This is a genomic window from Aeromonas sp. S16(2024) (assembly GCF_041403065.1).
GTDB lineage: Bacteria > Pseudomonadota > Gammaproteobacteria > Enterobacterales > Aeromonadaceae > Aeromonas.
Genome location: NZ_JBGLQX010000001.1, coordinates 96,045 through 120,157, shown reverse-complemented (window position 1 = coordinate 120,157; position 24,113 = coordinate 96,045). Strand labels below are relative to the sequence as shown.

The following is a 24,113-nucleotide window of genomic DNA, read 5'->3' as shown; positions in this document are numbered from 1 at the left end:
CCTCACTTCATGGCATCGAAGATGGGTTTGAGGGTCGAGGCCCAGACTTGTGGATTGACGTCCCCCACGTGGCGATAGCGGATGATGCCCTGGCTGTCGATGAAGAAGGTCTCGGGGGCGCCGTAGACCCCCAGATCCAGCCCCAGCATGCCGTCCGGATCATAGAGGTTGACCTCATAGGGATTGCCGAGCTCAGCCAGCCACTTGATGGCCTTGTCCCGCTCATCCTTGTAGTTCATGCCGACGATGGGAATGCCCTGCCCCGCCAGCTGCTTGAGGTAGGTGTGCTCCCCATAGCAGGTCGGGCACCAGGTGGCCCAGACGTTGAGCAGCATGGGGCGCCCCTTGAAGATGCTCCTGTCATGCTGCTTGTCGAGGTCGTAGATGTCCTGCAGGGTGAACACGGGCACCTCCTTGTCCACCATCACGGATTCCAGCTTGGTGGGGTCCGAGTAGAGCCCCTTGAACAGGAACACGGCCCCCATCAGGAAGATGATGAAGGGCAGCAGAAACAGCCAGGTCTTCTTGCTCATGCCTTGGTCTCCTCGTCACGACGGCCGAACCGGTAGCGCTTGTCCAGCATGGCCAGCACGCCGCCGATGGCCATGAAGACACCGCCGAACCAGATCCAGCGCACGAAGGGCTTGTAGTAGATCCGCACCGCCCAGGCGCCGTTGTCGAGCTGCTCGCCGAGCGCCGCATAGAGATCCCGGGTGAAGCCGGCATCGATGGCAGCTTCGGTCATCGGCATGCGACTGACCTTGTACATCCGCTTCTCGGGCTTGAGCAGGGCCACCTGCTTGCCGTTCCTGTGCACCTCAAGCACCCCCTTGAAACCGTCGTAGTTGGGGCCGTTCTTCTCCTTGATGCCGGCAAACACGAATTCGTAGTCGGCGAAGTGCACCCGATCGCCGGCCTGCATACGCAAGTCCTTCTCGATGCTGTAGTTCTGGGTGCAGGCGATGCCGATGATACTGACCGCGAGCCCAACGTGCCCCAGGATCATGGCCCAGTGGCTGTTGCCAAGTTTGCGCACCCCGGTGGCAAAGCCGTGCTTGTGGGTGGCGCGCACCCAGGTCTCCTGGATGCTGGTGATGATGATCCAGCTGCCCAGGCCTATGCCGAGCGCGGCCCAGGGCTTGAACTCACCGGCGAAGAGCTGCGGCAGCAGCAGGGCGGCGGCCAGACTCAGTCCCAGGGCCAGCACCACCTTGCCCTTGAGCTCACCGAGCTCCTGACGGCGCCAGCGGAACAGCGGCCCGACCCCCAGCAGCAGGGCGAACGGGATAATGAGCCAGCTGTAGATGTGGTTGAAGAAGGGGGTGCCGATGGAGATGCTGCCAAGCCCCAGCTCCTTGTGCACCAGGGGCAGCAGGGTGCCGAGCAGCACGGTGAGCAGGCCCGCCACCAGCAGTATGTTGTTGCCAAGCAGCAGGGTCTCGCGGCTCCAGAGCTCGTGCTTGCCGTGGCTCTTCACCTGGGAGCCCTTGAAGGCAAACAGCAGCAAGGATGAACCGATTACCGCCAGCAGGAAGCCCAGAATGAACAGGCCGCGGGTCGGGTCGGAGGCAAAGGCGTGGACCGACACCAGCACGCCGGAGCGCACCAGGAAGGTACCCAGCAGGCTCAGGGAGAAGGCGGAGAGCGCCAGCAGCACAGTCCAGGCCTTGAAGGTGGCGCGCTTCTCGCTCACCGCCAGGGAATGGAGCAGGGCCGTGCCCGCCAGCCAGGGCATGAAGGAGGCGTTTTCCACCGGATCCCAGAACCACCAGCCGCCCCAGCCGAGCTCGTAATAGGCCCACCAGGAGCCGAGCACTATCCCTAAGGTCAGGAAGACCCAGGCCGCCATGGTCCAGGGACGGGACCAGCGCGCCCAGGTGGCGTCGAGGCGCCCCGTCATCAGGGAGGCGATGGCAAAGGCGAAGGCCACCGAGAAGCCCACGTAGCCCATGTAGAGCATCGGCGGGTGGAAGATGAGGCCGGGATCCTGCAGCAGGGGGTTGAGGTCGCGCCCATCTACCGGGAAGTAGGGCAGGGTGCGGGTGAAGGGGTCAGAGGTGAACAGCACGAAGGCGGTGAAGCCCACCGAGATGAGGCCGAGCACCCCCAGCACCCGCGCCACTGCATCGAGCGGCAGGCTGCGGCTGAACAGGGCCACGGCCGCGGTCCAGCCCCCCAGGGTCAGCACCCAGAGCAGCAGGGACCCCTCATGGGCCCCCCACACCGCCGAGATGCGGTACTGCAGCGGCAGCAGGCTGTTGGAGTTGGTAGCCACATACTGCACGGTGAAGTCGTTGTCGACAAAGGCCCAGGTGAGGCAGAGGAAGGAGAGCAGCAGCAGCAGGAACTGGCTGTAGGCGAGCGGACGGGCCGCCGACATCATGCCGAGACGCCCCAGTCGGGCGCCGATCAGCGGGTAGCTCCCCAGCAGCAGGGCGGTGGCAAAGGCCAGGATCAGTGCGAATTGCCCCAGTTCAGGGATCATGGCTGACTTCCTTTCAATTGCGCCGCGACCAGAACCGGTGCACAGGCATGAGACGGTGAGAACTGCCCTACTTCGGGGATCATTGACTATTTCCTTTCGATGGCGCTGTGAGACATACAGATCCGGCGGCGAAACGAGGTGAACACAAGGTCAAGGCTGCCGGCGTCATTGCTTGGCCCCCTGCAATTGCGCCTCGGTATATTCGGGCTTGAAGTGCATGCCATTGGTGGCGTCCGCCACTTCCGGCGGCATGTAGTTCTCGTCGTGCTTGGCCAGCACCTCGAAGGCGGCCACCGTGCTGGCATCCTTGAGGGTGCCCTGGGCGACTATGCCCTGCCCTTCCCGGAAGAGATCCGGCAGTATGCCGTCAAATTCCACCGTCACCAGATGGCCGCCGTTGTCCACCAGCTTGAAGGCCACCTTGAGGCTCTGGGGATCCCGCTGCACCGAGCCCGGCACCACCAGGCCGCCGATGCGCAGGCGCTGACCCTCTTCCGGCTTGATCTTGTCCGGCCCCTTGCCTTCCACCAATTCGCTTGGGGTATAGAAGAGATCGATGTTCTGGCTGAGGGCATAGAGCACCAGGCCAGTGACGCTGGCGAGGCCAAGGCTGATGGCCAGAATGATGGTGAGGCGTTTCTTGCGTCTCGGGTTCATAGGGTGTTCTCCATCTGCTGGGCCGCCTTTCGACGGGCCTCGCGGGCCTGCTTGTTGCGCAATTCGCCGAGCAGGCTGCGGGTTTTCAACCGGGTGGAAATGACGATGCCGACCAGGCAGAGCGCGGTCAGACCGAAGGAGAGCCAGACGTAGAAGGCGTAACCGCCCATGGCCATGAAGTCGCTGAATGAGGCAAAGTGCATGCTTACTTCTCCTGTCTGGCGATGTCGGCAACCCAGGGGCGGTGCCACTCCCGCATCAGGAGCTCGTTCCTGAACCGCATCAGGGTCAGGGCCCCGAGGAAGGTCGCAAACGCCAGTATCATGATGAGCAGCGGCCACAGCATCTCGGGGGAGATGGAGGGCTTGTCAAACTTGGTGATGGAGGCGCCCTGGTGCAGGGTGTTCCACCACTCCACCGAGTAGTGAATGATGGGCAGGTTGATCACCCCCACCAGCGCCAGTATGCCGGCGGCGCGCCCCGCCACCACCTTGTCGCTGAAGGCGTTGTAGAGGGCGATGACGCCAAGATAGAGAAACAGCAGGATAAGCTCGGAGGTGAGGCGCGCGTCCCACACCCACCAGGTGCCCCACATGGGCTTGCCCCAGGCGGCGCCGGTGAAGAGGGCGATAAAGGTGAAGACGGCGCCCACAGGGGCGATGGCCGCCACCGTCATGTCCGCCATGCGCAGTTGCCACACCAGGCCGATGAAGGCGGCCACCGCCATGGTGGAGTAGGCCCCCATGGAGAGGATGGCGGCAGGCACATGGATGTAGATGATCCTGAAAGAGTCTCCCTGCTGATAATCAGCGGGGGCAAAGGCCAGCCCCCAGACGGTGCCTATGATGAAGGCGAGCAGGCTTGTCACGACAAACCAGGGCAGCAGGGTGCCGGCCAGCCCATAGGCGCGCTCGGGTTTGGCATAAGGGTGCAACCATTTCCACATAGCTCACAGAACCTTTCAGTTATTAATTTTTAAGTGGCGAGGCCTACCATACCCACCGGCGGGAAACATCATATCCCCCCAAAGCAATAAGCAGCCATCCCCTTGATCTATCTCAATTATATTTTTCAAAACTCAGCCTCAAAAGAGGCTTTTTTGATAATCAATCAGTTGACGCTGACCCGCAGTGCCGCCGAGATTGCCAGGGGCGTCAGGGTCAGGGCCCCCACCAGCATGGCCCCCAGGATCGCGAGCTGCCCCCCGTAGGGCAACCCCATGCTCGCCGCATCGATGGCGGAGGTGGCGAAGATCAGCACCGGGATATAGAGCGGCAGCAGCAGCAGGCTGAGCAGCACGCCCCCCTTGCGCAGTCCCGCCGTCAGCGCCACCCCGACGGCCCCCAGCAGGCTCAGCACCGGCGTGCCCAGGGCCAGGGTGGCCACCACCGCCAGATAGCTCTTCATGTCCAGGGAGAGCAGGATGGCGAGCAGCGGGGAGACCAGCAGCAGCGGCAGGCCGGTCAGCAACCAGTGAGCGATCACTTTCGCCAGCGCCAGCAAGCCCAGCGGATGAGGCATCAACATCATCTGCTCCAGGGCGCCGTCGCTGAAGTCATCGCGAAACAGCCGCTCCAGGGAGAGCATGGCCGCCAGCAGGGCCGCCACCCAGATGATGCCGGGGGCGATGCGGGCCAGCAGCTGGGGCTCGGGCCCGATGCCCAGCGGAAAGAGGGTGATGACGATGAGGAAGAACCAGAGCGGGTTGAAGATGTCGGCGCGTTGGCGCAGGGCCATCAGCAACTCGCGGTGAATAAGGTGTATGACGGCGCGCAGCATGGCTACTCCTGCAACAACGAGGTCAGCGACAGTGTCTTCAGGCGCCCCTGCATCAGGGTCAAGTCCTGATGGGTGGTAAGCACCACCATGCCGCCGCGATCCGCGTGGGTCAGGAACAATTGCTCCAGCACCCTGACCCCCTGCTTGTCGATGGCGGTGAAGGGCTCGTCGAGGATCCAGAGCGCCGGGCGCTCAGACAGCCAGAGCCTGGCCAGCGCCACCCGCCGCTGCTGCCCTGCCGAGAGCTGGCCCGCGGGATAATCCTCGAAACCGGCGAGGCCGACCTGGGCCAGCACCTGCCAGAGATCCACGGACGCCTCGGCCGTGCCGTGCAGCTTCTGATAGAAGGAGAGGTTCTCCAGGGGGGTCAGGGTCGCCTTGACACCGGGCTGATGGCCCAGGTAGAGCAGGCTGGCATGGTACTCATCCCGGCAGTGGCGGATGTTCTCCCCGTTCCAGCACACCTCCCCCGCGAAGGGCTGGGAGAGACCGGTCAGCAGCCGCAGCAGGCTGGTCTTGCCCACCCCGTTGGGGCCTTCAATCTGCATCAGATCGCCCGAGCGCACCGCGAAGGAGAGATGTTCAAACAGGGTGCGATCTTCACGCACGCAGCTCAGATTGTTGGCTTGAAGCAGCATGAGGATGTAATCGTTGAAAATGAGGCGGCCTGCATCTTAACACAGGATCCGGAGGCGTCTTTTCAAAGATGCCAATAATCAGCAGGATTTGTGGGGGAGATCGCGCACTGGAAACGCAAGATATGGCAGGGAAGAGCGGGGCGGCAGATGCCTCCCCTCTCGGTCAGAAGCAGGGGTCAGCTGCGCCCCTTGCGCAGGGAGATCAGCAGCTCGGCTTCGGCCTGGGGCAACTCGCATTCGCTCATCACCTCGTCGAGATCGGCGCCGAGCTCCACCATCTTGGCGGCGCGACTGTAGAGGCGGCGCTCCGGATCCTGCAGGGTCAACTCCTGCTGGCTGTCCTGGATCTTCTGCATGGCCCCTTCGGCGGATTGCAGGCGCTGACCCATGCCGATGGCACCGGTATGCAGCTCCATCATCTGCTTGCGCAGACTCTCGAGCTGCCCCTGCAGCGTCTCCATCCTGGCCTCGGACTCTCGCTGACGGCGGCGGTGACCCAATAGACCGTAGAGGGCCAGCACCAGTGCCAACAAGGACAACCCCAAGGCTGCGAATTCAATCATCAACAAACTGTCACCTTCCTCATCACAGGGTCCCGCTCGGCATCAAGGTGCCGCGGGCAGATCCGGGACCGCTGTTGTATCACTTTTTGACGCGCCGTTACAGGGAGCCGATATCGTCCCACTCTTCGTCGGAGAGCAGCTTGTTGAGATCCACCAGGATCAGCAGCTGACCGTCGCGGTTGCTGACACCCTGGATGAACTTGGCGCTCTCCTCGGTGCCCACCGCCGGGGCGGCGTCGATCTCGGAGGAGCGCAGATAGACCACCTCGGCCACGCTGTCCACCATGATGCCGATCACCTGCTTCTCCGCCTCTATGATGACGATGCGCGAATTCTCGCTCACATCCCCGGCCGGCAGGCCGAAGCGGGAGCGGGTGTCGATGACGGTCACCACGTTGCCACGCAGGTTGATGATGCCCAGCACATAGTCGGGCGCACCCGGTACCGGGGCTATCTCGGTGTAGCGCAACACTTCCTGGACCTGCATCACGTTGATGCCATAGGTCTCGTTTTCCAACTGGAAGGTCACCCACTGCAGCACTTCGTCCTCGGCCAGATTTTGTGCAATATTGCGCTTCTCTGTCATCTTCTTGATCCTTGTATGAACCCGTCAACGGGTAAAATTAGCAATAAAACCATGGCGGTGCCGATGTTGTCAGCGGCCTTCAATGTTCACGCCTCGGCCAAGGAGCACCAAGAGCTCCCTGACGTGCAGCAGGGCACACATCTTCTCCTTGACCATGCCCGCCAGCCAGGGGCGTTTCCCCTCCTGATGGCGCCACTTCACCTGATCCCGATGCAGCAGTTCGGTGCCTTTCAACTGATGACAGGCCAGTCCCCAGGGTGATTCCCCCAGCATAATCAGATATTTGTACTCGTCTATCTCCAGATGCTGGCCCGGCATGACCCATTGGGCCGTGTCGACCACGTTCATCTTCTGCTCCCGGGAGGTCATGATCCCCTTGTACCAGCCTGGCTGGCCGAACAGGGAGCTCACCTCCCCCAGCTGGTGGATGCCGCCGAGCTCGGTCAGGGGCACGGCGAAGGTCACCCCGGCCACGTCGAAGAAGAGCGCCTGAAACTCGTTGCCGGTATCCAGGTTTTCCCAGGCCGCAGGAGCGGGCGCCGGCTCAATGGCCAAAGCCGCTTCCGGCTCGGTCACCAGTGCGGTGATGGGCTCCACCACGGCAGGCATGATCTCGGGCTGCGCCTCTTCAACCAGCGCCTGTTCGCTCGCCTCGACCTCGAGCTGGAAGGGCTCGACATGCACTTCTTCATGGCTCAGGACATCCATCTCATCCTGCACCTGGCTCACCTGGGCGAGCAGTTCGCTCAGTTGTGCCAGTCGGCTGTCGGCTTCGAGATAGGGGGCCGCGACCACCTCGGGCAAGGGGGCGGGCTGAGGCTGCAACTGCAGCACAGGGGCCGGCACCTCGTCGTCCGGATCGTCCCGCAGCAGGACCTCATCGAGCAACAGGGAGTGGAAATAGTCATCCATGGCGCGAACCTGGGTGGTCTCTCTCATGGCTTCACCTCCTGGGTCCGTTGACGCTCCAGCGCATCAATAAAGTTGAGCAGTGTCTCGTAGGCATAGGTGCCACGGCTGCCCGGTGCATAGATGGACGGGGGTATGTGCAGCAGGCTGGCATCCCGGAATTTGGTATCGATGGGGATGACCGCATTCCACACCGCCTCCCCATACTGCTCCTTGATGGACTGCAGCGTCATCAGGGAGGCCCGGGTACGCTTGTCGAACATGGTCGGGATCACGGTATAGCGGAACTTGTCCCGCTTGGATCGCTGCATGATCTCGAAGGTCTTCATCATCCGCTCCAGCCCCTTCAAGGCCAAAAATTCGGTCTGCACCGGCACCAGGATGCGATCGCAGGCCGCCAGCGCATTGACCATCATCACCCCCAGCACGGGCGGGCAGTCGATGAGCACATAGTCATACTGATCCTGCACCCGCAACAGGGCACGCTTGAGTACCAGCCCCATGCCTTCCCGGTTGCCCATGACCCTGTCCAGGGTCGCCAGCGTGATGGAGGCGGGCAGCAGGTGGATGTTCTCGAACTTGGTCTTCAGGGTCATCCGGTTGACCAGCTCGGCACTGGGCTTGGCCGCCTGGAACAGCTCGTAGAGAGTGCCTTCCAGCCGGTCCGAGTCAAAATCGAAATAAGAGGTCAGGGAGGCGTGGGGATCGGTGTCGATCAGCAGCACCCGCTGGCCACGCTGGGCCAGAATGCCCGCCAGGGAGACGACCGTGGTGGTTTTACCGACTCCACCCTTCTGATTGGCAACCGTCCAAACAATCACTGTATCAATCCTGCCTTGTTGTTATGCGTATGCCACCACCGGGCAGCGTCACCACCCTGACGTCCTCGCTGTCGACGCTCTGTGGCGCGGCCGGCGCCGGCGTCACCGTCAGGGGGTTGACGGAGGTTCGCGGCACCCAGGCGAATCTGGATATGGCGACCACGACCTTGCGATTCTGTAACCGCCCCTGCTCGCTGCCGTTGTCGGCGAAGGGGGAGAACTCCCCATAGGCCTCGTAGGCGAGCCGCTCGGGGGCGATTCCCTTGGCCACCAGGGCGCCGAGCACAGCCTCGGCGCGGACGGCAGACAGGGTCCAGTTGGAGCGAAACATCTCGTTGTTGATCGGCTGGTTATCCGTGTAACCCCGCACCCTGACATAGTTATCGACCGGTTTCAGAATACCTGAAAGCGTATCGAGCACAGGGGCCGCATTGCTCCCCAGAAAGGCGCTGCCGCTGCGAAACAGCAGGCCGGAACTCAGCTCTACCGTCAGCCAGTTGTCATCCTTCGCCAGCTTGACCACGCCGGCATCCACCAGGGCGCCCATGGCCTCCTGCAACTGCAGATCTATGGTCGCAAGGGCCGTGCCATCTTGCTGGATCGGGGTGCCCGTAATGGGGGCGCGCGAAGGTGACGGGGAGGCCTGACTCTCCAGCAGGGAAGGCGCGGCCGACACAGGATGGTTCAGCAGGGAGTTGCCCTGCCCTTCCAGCAAGCCATCGCTGCGCGGTACCTGGTTGAAAGCCTGGGTCATGCCCTCGATGACGGCGCGGTACTGCTCCTTGTTGACGATGGCCACGGAGTAGAGCACCACGAAGAGGGCGAAGATGAGCGTCATGTAATCGGCATAGGAGACCAGCCAGCGATCGAGATGTTCTCGCCCCTGCAGGTGCAAACGATAGCGCTTGCGCATGGCTATTCCCCTTTCAGATAAGCCCGTAGCCGCCGTTCAACCTGCTGGCCGTTCTCCCCGTGGGCGATGGCCAGCAACCCTTCCAGCGTCATCTCCTGATAGAGACCGTAGTGGTAGTGGAATGCCCGCAGGCGATTCGCTATCGGCAGATAGAGGAGGTTGGCAAAGCCCACCCCGTAGATGGTCGCGACGAAGGCGATGGCGATGCCGGCGCCCAGGGTGCCCGGCTCCTCCAGGTGAAACATGGCCTGGATGAGGCCTATCACGGCCCCTATGATGCCTATGGTCGGGCTGTAGCCCCCCATGGCCTCGAACACCCTGGCAGCGTGCTCGTTGCGCTCCTGCTCGATGTCGATGTCCGCCTCCAGCAGGCAGCGGATATCCTCGATGGAGACGCCGTCCACTATCATGGTGAGCCCCTGGCGGGTGAAGGGATCACTCTCCCCTTCGGCCTGATCCTCCAGCGCCAGCAACCCCTGCTGGCGCGCAAACAGGGCCCAGGCCTGCAGGCGCTCGGCCTGCTGCACCAGATCCAGTTGCGGCGGGAACAGCATCCAGCGCGCTTGGGCGAGCGCCGACAGCATATATTTGCGGGGCGTCTGCAGGATGACGGCCCCCCAGGTGCCCCCGACCACGATGACGAAGGCAGGGCCATCGAGCAGGGTCAGCAGGCTGCCACCGTGCCACCATTGGGCGACGGCCACGGCGAGCAGCGCCAGCACCAGGCCGAACATGCCCATGGTCAGCGACCCAACTCGACCAGGATGCGTTGTGCCACCCTGTCCAGCGGCAGGGATTCGCTGGCTATGCCCGCTTTGGCCACCGCCTGGGGCATGCCGTAGACCACGCAGGAGGCTTCATCCTGCGCCCAGATGGTGGCGCCCTGCTCCTTGAGCAGACGCGCCCCGTCCCGGCCATCGGCGCCCATGCCGGTCAGCACGATGGCGAGCACCTTGTCGCCATAGATCTTGGCGGCCGAGGCGAAGGTGATGTCGACGCAGGGCTTGTAGTTGACCTTGTCATTGCCCTCTATGATGCGAAGGCGAGCCCCTGGCCCGCGTCCTTCCAGCAGCATCTGCTTGCCACCTGGGGCCAGATAGGCGTGACCCGGCCTCAGCACGTCACCGTCTTCAGCCTCCTTGACCCCGATCTGGCACAGGCCGTTGAGACGGGCGGCGAAGGCGGCGGTGAAGGTGGCCGGCATATGCTGGATCAGCAATATGGGGTGAGGGAAGTCACCGGGCAGCTTGGTCAGCACGTTCTGCAGCGCCACCGGGCCACCGGTGGAGGTACCGATGGCCACCAACTGATAGCTCTTGCCGCTGCGCTTGAAGCTGGCGGGCGCCGCGGCGCGAACCGGCTCGGGCTGGCGCTCAAGAGGACGCGCCGAGGCAGCGCCGAGAGCGGGGCGCACCAGGGGCTCCGGCACCCGGGGTCTGGCGGCCGCCATTAGGAAGCGCTTGCGGGCAATCTCCCTCACGCGCTGTTGCAGCAGCTTGACCGCCTCATCCTTGTCGCGGGCGATGTCTTCGAACTTCTTGGGCAGGAAATCCAGGGCACCGGCATCCAGTGCATCCAGGGTCGCCTTGGCCCCCTCATGGGTCAGCGAGGAGAACATCAGTATGGGGGTCGGACACTTGGCCATGATCTCGCGCACGGCGCTGATGCCGTCGAGCACCGGCATTTCGATGTCCATGGTGATGACGTCGGGCCGCAACTGCAGCGCCTTGTCTACCGCCTCCCGGCCGTTCTGGGCCGTGTCGATCACCGTCATCAGGGGATCCTGATTGATGATCTCGCTGACCCGACGACGGAAGAAACTCGAATCGTCGACCACTAATACCTTGACTGCCATTGTTATTCTTTTAACTCCTTGGGCCAGACGCTCAGTGGCGGCGGGCATAGGCCTTGAGCAGGCTGGGCACGTCCAGGATGAGGGCGATGCCGCCATCGCTGGTGATGGTGGCGCCGGCCATGCCGGGGGTCCCTTGCAGCAGATTGTCCAGAGGCTTGATCACCACCTCTTCCTGACCGATGAGGTTGTCCACCACGAAACCCACCTGCTGGGTACCGATCTGGACGATGACCACGTGGCCTGTGTCCTGGCGGGCCGTCTTGCCGGCACCCCGTACCAGCCACTTGTGCAGGTAGAACAGCGGGATCGCCTTGTCACGGACTATGATGGTGAGCTGGCCGTCCACCACGTTGGCCTTCTTCAGATCCAGGTGGAAAATTTCGTTCACGCAGCCGAGCGGCAGGGCGAAGGTCTGTTCACCCACCTCCACCATCAGGGTCGGCAGTATGGCCAGGGTCAGGGGAACCTTGATCTCGAGGCGGGTGCCCTTGCCCCAGGTCGAATCTATGTGCACCGAGCCATTGAGGCTGACGATGCTGGTCTTCACCACATCCATGCCGACGCCGCGGCCCGAGATGTCGGAGATCTCGGACTTGGTCGAGAAACCGGGGGCGAAGATCAGGTTGTAGGCGTCGTTGTCGCTCATGCGCGCCGCGCTGTCGGCATCGAGCACGCCACGGCTGATGGCGATGGATTTGAGCTTCTCCGGATCCATGCCGGCGCCGTCATCCTCGATGCAGAGCAGGATATGGTCACCCTGCTGGGAGGCGCTCAGGGTGATGGTGCCCTGACGGGGCTTGCCCGCCTTCTCCCGCACGTCAGGCATCTCGACCCCGTGGTCGCAGGAGTTGCGCACCAGGTGAACCAGGGGATCGGCCAGGGCCTCTACCAGGTTCTTGTCGAGATCCGTCTCTTCACCCACCATCACCAGCTCGATCTCTTTCTTGAGGGTGCGGGCGAGATCGCGCACAACGCGCGGGAAGCGGCCGAAGACTTTCTTGATAGGTTGCATGCGGGTCTTCATGACCGCGCCCTGCAGATCGGCTGTCACCACATCCAGGTTGGCTACCGCCTTGGACATCTCTTCGTCGTTGCTGGCGATGCCGAGGCTCACCAGGCGGTTTCGCACCAGCACCAGCTCGCCCACCATGTTCATGATGACGTCCAGGGTCTTGGTATCCACCCGCACCGTGGTGTCATTTTGCACCGTACTGCTCTCGGCGGGGGCCGCCTGTTTGGCAGGGGCGGGTGCCGGGGCCGGTTTGGCCGGTGCAGAAGCGGGTTTGGCAGGGGCTGCGCTGGCCGCGACCGGCGCCTTGGGCAGGGTCACGGGCGCGGCGGGAGCCTTGGGCTCGGGAGCCGATGCCGCCGCCATGCTGTGCTGCGGCGCCTGGCCACGGCCATGCAACTCATCCAGCAGGCGTTCGAACTCGTCGTCGTCGATGAGTTCGTCCACCTCTTTTTGTACCGACTGCAGCGGGGAGAGATCCGGGGCACCGCCATGCTGGCCCTGGCCGTGCAGTTGATCGAGCAGGGCCTCGAACTCGTCGTCCGTGATGTCGCCCGAGCCGCTCAACACGGGGGCGGCAGAGACCGTCGGCGCCTTGCCGGCACCGTGCAGTTCATCGAGCAGGCGTTCGAATTCGTCGGCGGAGATCTCGTCGATGGAGCCGCCACCGTTGACGGCCACAGGGGCGCTCTCGGCGACGATGACGGGTTCGGGTTCGGGTTCGGGCTGCTGCGGGGCGGCAACGCTGGCGGTGCGCAGTTGCTCCTGCCCTTCGGGTTTGCACAATTCGTGCAGATCGTGCAGCAGATCGGCAGAGGCCGGGCTGGTCGGCTCCCGGTTCTGCACCTGGGCAAACATGACGTTGATGGCATCAAGGGCCTGCAAGATGACATCCATCAGCTCGGCACTGAGGGTTCGCTTGCCGTTGCGCAGCATGTCGAACAGGTTCTCGGCACCGTGGCAGACGTCCACCAGCTCGGTCAGGGAGAGGAAACCCGCTCCCCCCTTGACGGTATGGAAGCCGCGAAAGATGGCATTCAACAGATTCTTGTCATCGGGCCGCTTTTCCAAGTCGACCAGTTGTTCAGACAACTGTTCCAATATTTCTGATGCTTCGACCAAAAAGTCTTGCAGTATGTCTTCATCAACTTCGAAGGCCATGCGTCACTCCATTAGAATCCCAGGCTAGACAGCAGATCGTCCACATCATCTTGACCATTGACCACATCGGACCTTGTCTGCGGGTTCATGATGGGGCCTTCTGCCTCGATGCCGCTCACCGGCAGGCCGTGCGTCGAATTCTCGATGACGGCCTCACCAAACATGGTCAGCATCTCTATCAACTTTGTTTCAACTTCCTGCACCAGCTTGATCACCTTGCGGATCATCTGACCGGTCAAGTCCTGGAAATCCTGAGCCATCAGGATTTCAGTCAGCAGTTGTCGTAACTTATCGGCATCCGTCTCCGAAGCCTTAATAAAATCATTCAGTTGATGGCAGAGTGCCTTGAACTGACCCAGTTCAAGATCCCGGCTCATCAGGGCATTCCAATTGGGCATCACCAGCTGAATGTTGTCATTGAGCCGATCGGCGATGGGAAGACTGGCCTCGACCGCATCCATGGTGCGATTGGCCGCCTTGTCAGTCATGTCGATGACATAGCTGAGCCGCTCCCGGGCATCCGGGATCTCATGGGTGGCCAGGTCGGGGATCCTGGGATCCAGGCGAAAATCTTGCAGTGAGTTGTGCAACTGGCGGGTCAGCTGCCCCACCTTGTCAAACAGGGCCGCCGCATTGGGGGCGCACACATCGGCGAGGATGGTATCGGCCTGTTCAAACTCTTCTCGCTCCAGGTGGGCAACCAGCATCCTTGCCTGTTCAAGCGAGATCATGGCACTCGTTTTGGCCTTCATCCCTGCCGCTCCTTAGCCGATTCGTTCAAAGATTTTGTCGAGCTTCTCTTTGAGGGTGGCGGCAGTGAACGGCTTGACGATATAGCCATTGACCCCGGCCTGGGCGGCTTCGATGATCTGCTCGCGCTTGGCTTCCGCAGTCACCATCAGTACCGGCAGGTGCTTGAGTTTGTCATCGAGACGGATCGCCTTGAGCAGGTCTATGCCCTGCATGCCGGGCATGTTCCAGTCGGTGACCACAAACTGATAATCGCCGTTTTTCAACATCGGCAGGGCCGTGTTGCCATCGTCTGCTTCATGGGTATTGTTATATCCCAGGTCACGCAGCAAGTTCTTGATAATCCGGCGCATCGTTGAAAAATCGTCGACGATGAGGATTTTCATGTTCTTGTCCAAAATTCCCTCCTAAATAGCCGCCAAAACGGCTCACTTACATGATGCAGATCGCAGGTTTTATGGTGCGGATTATGCCTTAGAGTTGCGTTCCAGTGTAGCCAGTACAACCACTTATAAATTCCAATCTCTCAAACGGGCCCGCAGCCTGTGCATGGCCTGGCTGTGGATCTGGCTCACCCGAGACTCGCTCACGCTCAGGACTTCCCCGATTTCACGCAAGTTCAGCTCTTCGTCGTAATACAGTGACAGCACCAGGGCTTCCCGTTCGGGCAGGCGGGCGATGTGTTCGGCCAGGGCGCCCTGAAAGCGCTCGGCCGCCAGATCGTCGAAGCCGCCGTGACCGCTGGCGTCATCGGGATGCCCTATCACATCCTCGCTGACCCCGAGATCCTCGATGCCGATGATCTTGCCGCAGGAGACATCCTGCAGCATGGCATGGTATTCGCCAAGGGAGACCCCCATGTTGGCGGCCACCTCGGTGTCTCTGGCATCCCGGCCATGGGCCTGCTCCACGTTCTCGATCGCCTCGGCGATGGCACGGCTGTTGCGGTGCACCGAGCGGGGCACCCAGTCCCCGCGGCGGATCTCGTCGAGCATGGCGCCGCGGATGCGGATGCCGGCATAGGTTTCAAAGCTGGCGCCCTTGCTGCCGTCAAAGTTGCGGGAAGCTTCGAGCAGCCCAATCATACCTGCCTGGATCAGGTCATCCAGCAAGACACTGCTTGGCAGGCGAGCCAATAAATGCTGGGCAATCCGCTTGACCAGCGGAGCATGACGCTCGACCAGCACGTAGGAATCCTGATGACGCAAGTATGCTTGGGCTTTATTCACGGGAGTCTTCCTGTGCTATGACCGGCTTTTGCAATAAATTTTCCAGGAAAAATTCGAGGTGTCCCCCCGGCTGGTTCGGGATGGGCCAGCTCGCCGCCTTGTTCGCCAGGGCACGAAATGCCAGGGAGGCGGGCGACTTGGGAAACGCCTCGACGATCAGCTTCTGCTTGCGCACCGCGGCCCGCAGGTTGGTGTCGTAAGGCACGCAGGCCACCAGCTCCAGAGAGGTGTCCAGGAAGCGGTCGGTCACCCGGGTCAGCTTGGCGAAGAGCTCCTGCCCCTCGCGCAGGGAGCGAACCATGTTGGCCACCACCTTGAAGCGGAACACCCCGTGATCCTTGGAGAGGATCTTGATGAGGGCATAGGCATCGGTGATGGAGGTGGGCTCGTCGCACACCACCACCATGATGTCCTGGGCCGCACGGGTGAAGCTCAGCACCATGTCGGAGATCCCCGCCGCCGTGTCCACCAGCAGCACGTCCACCTGGGTCTTCATCTCGCTGAAGGCGCGGATGAGCTCGGCATGTTGCACCGGCGACAGCTCGACCATGGACTGGGTGCCCGAGGTGGCCGGCACTATCATCATGCCGTAGGGCCCCTCGACGATGATGTCGTCTATGGTGCACTCCCCCGCCAGCACATGGGAGAGGTTGCGGTGCACCCGCAGCCCCAGCATGACGTCGACGTTGGCCAGACCAAGGTCGGCATCCAGCACCAACACCCGCTTGCCCTGGGCGGCCATGGCTCCCGCCACGTTCAGGGTCACGTTGGTCTTGCCAACGCCCCCCTTGCCTCCAGACACGGCGATCACTTTCACTCGATTGTTTTGACGCATTTTGCGCAGACCACTCGCCTGATCCATATACATGTTACTCATAAAACTCCGAATCTTCGGCCTCGCCAAAACCTGAACCCCAGAAGTAAGGGTCTTCTGTTTCCCGCTCCAGCGAGCCCATGGCCGCGCCGACCAGCAGCGCCGCATTGGCAACTTGAATATCTTCCGGCACCCGCTGTCCATCCGTGATGTAGCTGATGGGCAGGGCGTTCTGAATGCATACGTTAATCACTTCACCCAGATTCAGGCTCTCGTCGAGCTTGGTCAGGATGCAGCCGGAGAGCGGAATGCGCCGGAAGTGATCCACCGCCTCCTGCATCACCCGGCGCTGGGAGGTGGCTGACATGACCAGGTAGCTGCGAATGCGCACCTTGGCATTCTTCACCAGGGTGTCGAGCTGCTCGGTCAGGCGGATATCCCGCTGCCCTACCCCGGCGGTATCGATGAGCACCAGCCGGCGGTGACGGAACTGATAGAGCGCATTGGCCAGCTCCTCGGCATCGCGCACCTGGCGCACCGGGCAACCCATGATGCGACCATAGGTCTGCAGCTGTTCGTGGGCCCCGATCCTGTAGTTGTCCGTGGTGATGAGGGCCACCTGCTCGGCGCCATACTTCATGGCAAAGCGGGCCGCCAGCTTGGCGATGGTGGTGGTCTTGCCCACCCCGGTCGGGCCGAGCAGCGCCACGGCACCGCCCTGGCGCAAGATGTCGTCTTCGCTGATCTTGAGCTGGGCCGTCAGCACCTCGGCCAGCTGGGCCATGGCCTGATGGATGGGCATGTCTTCCGGGATAAGGCCGGCCAGCTGATCGGCGAAGGCATCATCGAACCCCATCTTCTTGAGTTCCTTGATGAGCAGCGCCCGCATCGGCTCGCGGCGCTCCACCTCCTGCCACATCAGACCGGAGATCTGGTGCTCCAGCAGCTTGCGGATGCTGGCCATCTCCTTGCGCATCCCCTCCATCTCCTGATCCCGCGGGGCGGACTGGGCAGCACGGGGACCGGGGGCAGGACGCGCCTTCGGCTTGGCAGGCTCGGGGGCCGCGCCCCACTGGCCCTGTTCGGCCAGGGTCCTGGGTGCGCTGGCGGCAGACGCCAGTCCGGCGGACTGGGTGCCTGCGCCGCCATTGGCGGGCCAGGAGGCCGAGGCAGCATTGCCGTTGCCCGCCCCATTCGCAGGCCATGACCCCTGAGCGGCGTTGCCGCCCGCCGGATTGGCCGGGTTGAGCTTCTGCTGGCGCGCCAGCAGGGCCGCCAGGGTATCGGCATAGTATTCGTTCTGCTCCTTGGGGGGAGCGGAGCGCGTCATCTGCTTGCCCGCAGACGAGATATTGACGCTCTCATCGTTCAACTGACGGCGAACCGGCGCATCTTTAGGTCCAGGCACCTGGGACTGATAATCGACGGCCGCGACTATCTCCACCCCACCGGTGACCTTTTTGTTGGACATGATGACGGCATCCGGCCCGAGAGTCTCCTTGACCTCGGCCAGCGCCGTGCGCATGTCTTTGGCAAAAAACCGCTTAATCTTCACCCGTCATCTCCGCTAACTAGCCCTGTCCCACCGCACTGACGATGCGGATCTGCTTGTCATCAGGCACTTCCTGATAAGACAGGACGCGTAATCCAGGAATGGCATTCTTGACAAATTTCGCCAGGGTATTGCGCAATATCCCCGATGTCAGAAGCACGGCCGGCTGGCCTTCCAGTTCTTGTCGTTGAGTGGCTTCCACCAGGGAGCGCTGCATCCGCTCCGCCAGTCCCGGTTCTATACCGGCGCCATCTCCCCCACCTGCTTGCAGGGATTGATGCAATATGCGTTCCAGTTCTGGTGAAAGGGTGATCACCGGCAGCTCGGGCTCGGGGCCGGCAATCTCCTGCACGATCAGCCTGCGCAGGGCGATACGGCAGGCGGCGGTCAACACTTCCGGGTCCGGGCTGCGTGGCGCATATTCCACGAGGGTCTGCAGGATAGTGCGCATATCGCGAATTGGCACGCCTTCATTGAGGAGATTTTGCAATACCTTGACCAGGTTGCCCATGCTGATCACCTCGGGAACCAGCCCTTCCACCAGCTTGCTCTGATGCTTCCCTATCATGTCCAGCAACTGCTGCACCTCGTCGTGACCCAGCAGCAAGGCGGCATGGTTGGAGAGGATCTGGCTCAGGTGGGTGGCCACCACGGTGGCCGCATCCACCACTGTGTAACCCAGGGTCTGGGCCTGGGAGACCTGCTCCTTGGCGACCCAGACAGCCTCCAGTCCGAACGCGGGATCCTGGGTCGCTATGCCCTGGATCTGGCCGAACACCTGACCCGGGTTGATGGCCATCTCCTTGTCGTGATAGACGGTGGCCTCGCCGGTACTCACCCCCATCAGGGTGATGCGGTACTGATTGGGGGCGAGATCCAGGTTGTCGCGGATATGCACCGCAGGCACCAGGAAGCCGAACTCCTGGGAGAGCTTCTTGCGCACCCCCTTGATCCGGTTGAGCAGCTCGCCCCCCTGGTTCTTGTCCACCAGCGGGATGAGCTGATAGCCCACCTCCAGGCCGATGATGTCCACCGGCATGACGTCGTCCCAGCTCAGGTCCTTCTGCTCGACCGGGGCATCGCCCTGGGCCGGCAAGAGTTCACCGCTCGCCGCCCTGGCCTTGTTCAGTTTCTCCCGGCGCAGCAGCCACCAGGCGCCGGCCGCCGCCACCGCCCCCAGACTCAGGAAGGCCAGGTGCGGCATGCCGGGCACGCTGCCCATCATCAGCAGTATGCCGGCGGAGATCACCAGCGCCTTGGGGTTCTCGAACAGCTGGCCGAGCACGGCCGTGCCCATGTCCTGATCGGTATTTTGACGGGTGACTATGATGGCGGCGGCGATGGAGAGCAGCAGGGACGGTATCTGGGCCACCAGGCCGTCACCTATGGCGAGCAGGGTGTAGATCTCGGCCGCTTCGCCGAAGCTGAGCTGGTGCTGCATCATGCCGATGATGAAGCCACCGATGATGTTGATGAAGAGGATCATGATGCCGGCGACGGCATCCCCCTTCACGAATTTGGAGGCACCGTCCATGGAGCCGTAGAAGTCAGCTTCCTGGGTCACGTCCTGACGGCGCTTCTTCGCCTCTTCCTGGTTGATGAGACCGGCGTTCAGGTCTGCATCTATGGCCATCTGCTTGCCGGGCATGGCGTCCAGGGTGAAACGGGCGCTCACCTCCGAGATCCGGCCCGCACCCTTGGTGACCACCACGAAGTTGATGATCACCAGGATCATGAAGACGATGATGCCCACCGCATAGTTGCCGCCGATCACCACGTTGCCGAAGGCCTCGATCACATGGCCCGCCGCCGCGCTGCCGTTGTGGCCTTCCAGCAGCACCACCCGGGTAGAGGCGACGTTGAGGGCGAGCCGCAGCAGGGTCGCTATCAGCAGGACTGTGGGGAAGGCGGCAAACTCCAGCGGCCGACGGGTATAGACGGCCACCAGCAGCACCACTATGGAGAGGGCGATGTTGAAGGAGAAGAGGATATCCAGCATCAGGGGCGGTATGGGGAGTACCACCATGCCGAGAGAGGCGAGCACCAGCAACGGGGTCCCTATCCCCTTGCTGAGCAACCATCTGTACTCTTTGAAACGGCTCACTCCAGCCTTGAATCCCATCGTTCTTCTCGATTTACAACTGCCGATGGCGAATTAAAGCAAATATCAAGCCAATTACTCAAACCATTGATCTTTAAGTATTTTATTTTGATGCTGTCAGAAGTCCGTCGGAGGACTTGTTCGGGTAGCTCGATGGGCAGCGGGGTGTTGCCAGCACATCCCGCTGGAATGGGCAGATCCATGGCAGACAGGGCGGGAGCGAGGCTACTTGCAATAGTCCGGCGGCATAGTAGACAGATCCCTGGCGATCATGGGTAACCAGCCACCCTCAGCTGAACACCAGACTACTTGCGATATTCCGGCGGAATGGGCAGGTCTTTGGCGACCGGAGTCGGGCGGCGGCCACGGCCACGACGGAACTTCTTGAGCTGATAGACGTAGGCCAGCACCTGGGCCACGGCGGCAAACAGCCCCTCGGGGATCTCCTGACCAATCTCGGTGGCATGGTAGATGGCCCGGGTCAGCGGCGGCGAGGACATCACTGGGATGTCGTATTCCCGCGCTATCTCCCGGATCTTCATCGCCACCTCGTCCACCCCCTTGGCCAGCACCTTGGGGGCGGCGCCTGGCTTGCCCGCGTCGTATTTCAGGGCCACAGAGTAGTGGGTCGGGTTGGTGATGATGACGTCCGCCTTGGGCACATCCCCCATCATGCGACGCATCGCCATCTGCATCTGCAACTGGCGGATCTTGCCCTTGACCTCGGGCTTGCCCTCGCTGTCCCTGAACTCGTCCTTTATCTCCTGCTTGGTCATCTTGAGCTGGCGCGTGTGGTTCCAGGTCTGGAAGGGCACGTCGATGGCGACGATGGGGATCAGGGCGCAGCAGAGGATGATCAGCATCCACAGCAGCAGATCCAGGGCGTCTATGATGCCGCCGGGGAAACCCTCGAGGGAGAGATTGAGCAGGTGGTTGAACTGGCTCGACAGCATCCACCAGGCGAACAGGCTGATGAACACCACCTTGGCGATGGACTTGACGAGCTCCACCAGGGACTGCACCCCGAACATCCTCTTCAAACCATTCAAGGGGCTCAGCTTGCTCCACTTGGGCAGCATGGCCTCGGAGGAGAAGTTCATCCCCCCCAGCAATGTGTTGCCCACGAAGGCGGCTATGGTCACCAGCAGGAACAGCAGGCCGAGGGGTTGCAGCAACTCCCACAGCAGGGTGGGCAGCATGACCCCCATGGCGTTGGGATCGAAGGCCTGATCCCGGTCCAGGGTAAAGCCCATGGTGAGCACCTTGACCATGGCACCCGCCAGGCTCTCCTTGATCATCAGCAAGCCGAACACGGTCGCCAGCAGGACGCTGGCGGTCCCCAGCTCCTTGGAGCGTGCAATCTGCCCTTTTTCCCGGGCCTGTTGCAGTCGTTTGCCCGTGGGTTGTTCGGTACGTTCCTGATCGGTATCAGCCATGCTGACCTCTCAGGCACATCGAGTCGTCATGACGAGCGGACCCCCACGCACAGCAGACAAGGCGATGTTTCAGACCGGTATCAACCATGCTGCCCCCCGAGGCACTGGACCTGGATAAGCTCGCAGCTGGTCTCCTGCACCCGCTCCCAGAGGGCGTCGAAGTGCCCCATGAAGCCCCCTATGGTGAGCCAGAGGATGAACAGGCCCGACATCATGCTGACCGCGAAGCCGATGCTGAAGATGTTGAGCTGGGGGGCCGCCCGGGTCATGACCCCGAACGCGAAGTTGATGAGCAGCAGGGCGATGATGGCCGACAGCGCCATCACCAGGGAGGCCTGGTACATGACCCCGAGGAAGCTCACCAGGCTCTGGATGGCGGGCAGGCTGAGCCCGCTGTCCGAGACCGGCAGGGTCTCGAAGCTCAGCACCACCATCCTGATCATCAGGAGGTGACCATCCACCGCCAGGAACACCAGGGTCGCCAGCATCAGGTAGAACTGGCCCACCACGGGGGCCGACTGGCCGTTCATGGGATCCACCAGGGTGGCGAAGCCCAGGCTGGTCTGCATGGCGATGATCTGGCCCGCCATCACGAAGCTTTCCAGCAGAAACTGGGTCATGAGGCCGAGCGCTATGCCGATGAGCAGCTGCTGCCCCAGCACCAGGAAGCTGCCGACGGAGAACAGCTCCACCTTGGGCATGGGGGGCAGCAGGGGGGCGATGATGAAGGTGATGGCGAGCGCCAGCCCCATGCGAACGTTCGCAGGAGCCAGCCGGCTGCCGAACACCGCCATCACCATCAGCAGGCTGCTCACCCGGGCAAGCGGCCAGAGCACGGACGCCAGCCACTCCATGATCACCGCAGTGGTATAGCTCATGCCACCGCTCCGAAAGCCGTGGGACGGGTCGTCATCGGCAGCCTGATGGTCGCTAATGCCGACACTGGCATCAGCCGACCACCTCGGGGATCTGGCTCACCATCAGCTGGAAGAAGTCCATCAGGCTCTGCAAGCCCCAGTGGGCACCGGCCCCCAGGGCCAGCAGGGTGACCACGAGACGGGGCAGGAAGCTCAGTGTCTGTTCGTTGATGGAGGTGGCGGCCTGGAAGATGGCGACCACCAGCCCCACCATCAGGCTCGGCAGGATCACGGCACACACCATGATGGTCACCAGCCAGAGCGCCTCGCGGAATACGTCGACAAAGGTTTCAGGACTCATGTTCGTGCTCCTTGCGCGGCTTAACCGCCCATCCCGGCCAGGGACACCGGGATGAGCTTGAGGGACGGCATCACCCCGCCCCCAGCCCGAAACTGGTCGCAAGCGACCCCAGGATCAGGTTCCAGCCATCCACCATGACGAACAGCATCAGCTTGAACGGCAGGGAGACCAGCATGGGAGACAACATCATCATCCCCATGGCCATCAGTATGCTCGCCACCACCAGATCGATGACCAGGAAGGGCAGAAACAGCATGAAGCCTATCTGGAAGGCGGTCTTGAGCTCGCTGGTGACGAAGGCCGGGATCAGCACCCGCAGCGGCACATCGGCAGGTTTCTCCACCTGCACGTTCGCTATCTCCATGAAGGTGTTGAGATCCTTGACCCGGGTCTGGGCCAGCATGAACTGGTGAATGGGCAGCTCGGCCTTCTCCAGCGCCTCCTTGGGCCCTATGGTCTCCGCCAGATAGGGCTGCAGCGCCTCCTCGTTGATGCGATCCAGCACCGGGGACATGATGAAGAAGGACATGAAGAGGGCGATGCCGATCAGCACCTGGTTGGACGGGCTCTGCTGCAGGCCTATGGCCTGTCTGAGGATCCCGAGCACCACTATGATCCGGGTGAAGGAGGTCATCATGATGACAATGGCCGGCAGGAAGGAGAGCGCGGTCATCAGCGCCAGCACCTGCAGGGTCAGGCTGTACTCCTGACTGCCATCCGCCATGGTCTTGACCGTCAGCGCCGACATGCCGTCCTGGGCCATCGCCAGGGGCGGCAGCAGCACGGACAGCAGGCTCAGGCACCCGATCCAGTTAACTTTTTTCATGCTTGCCCATCAATTTGCCGAGCTGCTGGGAGAAGGCCTGGGGCTGACGCTCGTCCAGGGGCTCTTCCAGGCGATAGAGGAAGTTGACCTGCTGCGGCGTCACCCCGATGAGCAGCTGTTGCTCGCCCACCTTGACCACCATCAGCTTCTCCTTGTAGCCGAGCGGCAGGGTGGCGATGACCTTCATCTGGCCGCCCCCCATCACCTGGGTGAGCTTGCTCTTCTTGAGCAGGAAGCCCAGCACCAGGATGAGGCCGATCACCATCAGGCTGGAGAGCAGCCAGGAGGTGATGCTGGGGGGTGTGGCGCCAGCCCCCGGGTTGGCCGGGTTGGCCAGTGCCGGGGCGGCGAACAGTATCAGAGCGAGAGCACGGATCATTTGAGTTTCTTAATGCGCTCTATCTGGCTGATGACATCGGTCAGGCGAATGCCGAACTTGTCGTTCACCACCACCACCTCGCCGTGGGCGATCAGGGTGCCGTTGACCAGCACATCCAGGGGCTCGCCCGCTACCCGATCCAGCTCCACGACAGAGCCCTGGTTCAGCTGCAGCAGGTTGCGGATGCTGATCTGGCTGCGTCCCACTTCCATGGCGATGGTCACCGGGATGTCCAGAATGGTGTCCAGCTTGCGCCGCTCCTCGGCACTGATGGGGGCGTCGTCTCTCAGCTCCTCCAGGGGGGCTGGCTTGGCCTCGGCCATCACCTGCTCTTCCAGCGCGGCAGCCCAGGCGTCAGCCATCAGATCCTGCTCGTCATCGGTTCCGCTCATCTTCACTTCCTCATGCTGCTTCTTGACCCAGGTCGCAGGC

The 24,113-nt window shown here is 62.3% G+C and carries 27 protein-coding genes; all 27 read right to left on the bottom strand.

Annotated features, from left to right (window positions below):
• Positions 1 to 2: 2 nt before the first annotated feature.
• The 27 genes from ACB030_RS00590 to fliN all read right to left on the bottom strand — a co-directional run bounded on the left by ACB030_RS00590 (position 3) and on the right by fliN (position 24,073).
• A complete protein-coding gene (locus ACB030_RS00590) occupies positions 3 to 533 on the bottom strand; it encodes a DsbE family thiol:disulfide interchange protein (RefSeq protein WP_371157186.1) in 531 nt (176 codons plus the stop codon).
• On the bottom strand, positions 530 to 2,485 hold the full coding sequence (locus ACB030_RS00585) for a heme lyase CcmF/NrfE family subunit (RefSeq protein ID WP_371157184.1): 1,956 nt from the start codon (positions 2,483 to 2,485) through the stop codon (positions 530 to 532). The genes ACB030_RS00590 and ACB030_RS00585 overlap by 4 nt, the downstream gene beginning before the upstream one ends.
• A gap of 165 nt (positions 2,486 to 2,650) precedes the next feature.
• The gene (ccmE, locus tag ACB030_RS00580; RefSeq protein WP_139435273.1) at positions 2,651 to 3,142 is read right to left on the bottom strand and encodes a cytochrome c maturation protein CcmE; all 492 of its coding nucleotides are present in this window, start codon (positions 3,140 to 3,142) and stop codon (positions 2,651 to 2,653) included.
• Entirely contained in the window at positions 3,139 to 3,345 is a 207-nt protein-coding gene (ccmD, locus tag ACB030_RS00575; RefSeq protein ID WP_106887463.1) for a heme exporter protein CcmD, read from the bottom strand. The genes ccmE and ccmD overlap by 4 nt, the downstream gene beginning before the upstream one ends.
• A 2-nt stretch (positions 3,346 to 3,347) precedes the next feature.
• Positions 3,348 to 4,088 carry a heme ABC transporter permease gene (locus ACB030_RS00570; RefSeq protein ID WP_025326267.1) on the bottom strand — a complete coding sequence of 247 codons (741 nt, stop codon included), beginning with the start codon at positions 4,086 to 4,088 and terminating at the stop codon, positions 3,348 to 3,350.
• 164 nt (positions 4,089 to 4,252) lie between these two features.
• On the bottom strand, positions 4,253 to 4,921 hold the full coding sequence (ccmB, locus tag ACB030_RS00565) for a heme exporter protein CcmB (RefSeq protein WP_025326266.1): 669 nt from the start codon (positions 4,919 to 4,921) through the stop codon (positions 4,253 to 4,255).
• A gap of 2 nt (positions 4,922 to 4,923) precedes the next feature.
• Positions 4,924 to 5,559: a cytochrome c biogenesis heme-transporting ATPase CcmA gene (gene ccmA, locus ACB030_RS00560; protein ID WP_139435277.1), complete on the bottom strand. Its 636-nt coding sequence runs from the start codon at positions 5,557 to 5,559 to the stop codon at positions 4,924 to 4,926.
• Positions 5,560 to 5,735: 176 nt separating this feature from the next.
• Positions 5,736 to 6,122, bottom strand: a complete 387-nt coding sequence (locus tag ACB030_RS00555) for a DUF2802 domain-containing protein (RefSeq protein ID WP_025326264.1) — start codon at positions 6,120 to 6,122, stop codon at positions 5,736 to 5,738.
• A gap of 97 nt (positions 6,123 to 6,219) precedes the next feature.
• A complete protein-coding gene (locus tag ACB030_RS00550) occupies positions 6,220 to 6,708 on the bottom strand; it encodes a chemotaxis protein CheW (protein ID WP_005333026.1) in 489 nt (162 codons plus the stop codon).
• A 69-nt stretch (positions 6,709 to 6,777) separates the two neighbouring features.
• Positions 6,778 to 7,647 (bottom strand): chemotaxis protein CheW, encoded by an 870-nt coding sequence (locus tag ACB030_RS00545; protein WP_371157180.1) that lies wholly within the window; start codon positions 7,645 to 7,647, stop codon positions 6,778 to 6,780.
• A complete protein-coding gene (locus tag ACB030_RS00540) occupies positions 7,644 to 8,438 on the bottom strand; it encodes a ParA family protein (protein WP_371157178.1) in 795 nt (264 codons plus the stop codon). Before ACB030_RS00540 ends, ACB030_RS00545 begins: the two co-directional genes overlap by 4 nt.
• Positions 8,439 to 8,442: 4 nt before the next feature.
• Positions 8,443 to 9,351 (bottom strand): flagellar motor protein MotB, encoded by a 909-nt coding sequence (locus ACB030_RS00535; protein ID WP_371157176.1) that lies wholly within the window; start codon positions 9,349 to 9,351, stop codon positions 8,443 to 8,445.
• Between the two features lie 2 nt (positions 9,352 to 9,353).
• Positions 9,354 to 10,091, bottom strand: coding sequence for a flagellar motor protein (locus tag ACB030_RS00530; RefSeq protein ID WP_371157174.1), 738 nt, complete (start codon positions 10,089 to 10,091; stop codon positions 9,354 to 9,356).
• A gap of 2 nt (positions 10,092 to 10,093) precedes the next feature.
• A complete protein-coding gene (locus ACB030_RS00525; protein WP_371157172.1) occupies positions 10,094 to 11,206 on the bottom strand; it encodes a chemotaxis response regulator protein-glutamate methylesterase in 1,113 nt (370 codons plus the stop codon).
• Positions 11,207 to 11,237: 31 nt separating this feature from the next.
• Positions 11,238 to 13,376: a chemotaxis protein CheA gene (locus ACB030_RS00520; RefSeq protein WP_371157170.1), complete on the bottom strand. Its 2,139-nt coding sequence runs from the start codon at positions 13,374 to 13,376 to the stop codon at positions 11,238 to 11,240.
• Between the two features lie 11 nt (positions 13,377 to 13,387).
• On the bottom strand, positions 13,388 to 14,128 hold the full coding sequence (locus tag ACB030_RS00515) for a protein phosphatase CheZ (protein WP_205642179.1): 741 nt from the start codon (positions 14,126 to 14,128) through the stop codon (positions 13,388 to 13,390).
• A gap of 12 nt (positions 14,129 to 14,140) precedes the next feature.
• Positions 14,141 to 14,524 carry a chemotaxis response regulator CheY gene (gene cheY / locus ACB030_RS00510; RefSeq protein ID WP_025326256.1) on the bottom strand — a complete coding sequence of 128 codons (384 nt, stop codon included), beginning with the start codon at positions 14,522 to 14,524 and terminating at the stop codon, positions 14,141 to 14,143.
• Positions 14,525 to 14,635: 111 nt separating this feature from the next.
• A complete protein-coding gene (locus tag ACB030_RS00505; RefSeq protein ID WP_025326255.1) occupies positions 14,636 to 15,355 on the bottom strand; it encodes an RNA polymerase sigma factor FliA in 720 nt (239 codons plus the stop codon).
• Positions 15,348 to 16,223, bottom strand: a complete 876-nt coding sequence (locus tag ACB030_RS00500; protein WP_025326254.1) for a MinD/ParA family protein — start codon at positions 16,221 to 16,223, stop codon at positions 15,348 to 15,350. Before ACB030_RS00500 ends, ACB030_RS00505 begins: the two co-directional genes overlap by 8 nt.
• A gap of 1 nt (position 16,224) precedes the next feature.
• A complete protein-coding gene (gene flhF, locus ACB030_RS00495; protein ID WP_205642180.1) occupies positions 16,225 to 17,724 on the bottom strand; it encodes a flagellar biosynthesis protein FlhF in 1,500 nt (499 codons plus the stop codon).
• A gap of 16 nt (positions 17,725 to 17,740) precedes the next feature.
• Positions 17,741 to 19,843 carry a flagellar biosynthesis protein FlhA gene (gene flhA, locus ACB030_RS00490; protein ID WP_371157167.1) on the bottom strand — a complete coding sequence of 701 codons (2,103 nt, stop codon included), beginning with the start codon at positions 19,841 to 19,843 and terminating at the stop codon, positions 17,741 to 17,743.
• A gap of 284 nt (positions 19,844 to 20,127) precedes the next feature.
• Positions 20,128 to 21,258 (bottom strand): flagellar biosynthesis protein FlhB, encoded by a 1,131-nt coding sequence (gene flhB, locus ACB030_RS00485; protein WP_371157165.1) that lies wholly within the window; start codon positions 21,256 to 21,258, stop codon positions 20,128 to 20,130.
• A gap of 80 nt (positions 21,259 to 21,338) precedes the next feature.
• A complete protein-coding gene (gene fliR, locus ACB030_RS00480) occupies positions 21,339 to 22,136 on the bottom strand; it encodes a flagellar biosynthetic protein FliR (protein WP_371157163.1) in 798 nt (265 codons plus the stop codon).
• A gap of 70 nt (positions 22,137 to 22,206) precedes the next feature.
• Positions 22,207 to 22,476: a flagellar biosynthesis protein FliQ gene (fliQ, locus tag ACB030_RS00475; RefSeq protein WP_010673927.1), complete on the bottom strand. Its 270-nt coding sequence runs from the start codon at positions 22,474 to 22,476 to the stop codon at positions 22,207 to 22,209.
• A 70-nt stretch (positions 22,477 to 22,546) separates the two neighbouring features.
• Positions 22,547 to 23,302 carry a flagellar type III secretion system pore protein FliP gene (gene fliP, locus ACB030_RS00470; RefSeq protein WP_371157161.1) on the bottom strand — a complete coding sequence of 252 codons (756 nt, stop codon included), beginning with the start codon at positions 23,300 to 23,302 and terminating at the stop codon, positions 22,547 to 22,549.
• A complete protein-coding gene (gene fliO / locus ACB030_RS00465; RefSeq protein WP_371157159.1) occupies positions 23,289 to 23,681 on the bottom strand; it encodes a flagellar biosynthetic protein FliO in 393 nt (130 codons plus the stop codon). The genes fliP and fliO overlap by 14 nt, the downstream gene beginning before the upstream one ends.
• Positions 23,678 to 24,073, bottom strand: coding sequence for a flagellar motor switch protein FliN (gene fliN / locus ACB030_RS00460; protein WP_371157157.1), 396 nt, complete (start codon positions 24,071 to 24,073; stop codon positions 23,678 to 23,680). The genes fliO and fliN overlap by 4 nt, the downstream gene beginning before the upstream one ends.
• Positions 24,074 to 24,113 lie beyond the last annotated feature (40 nt).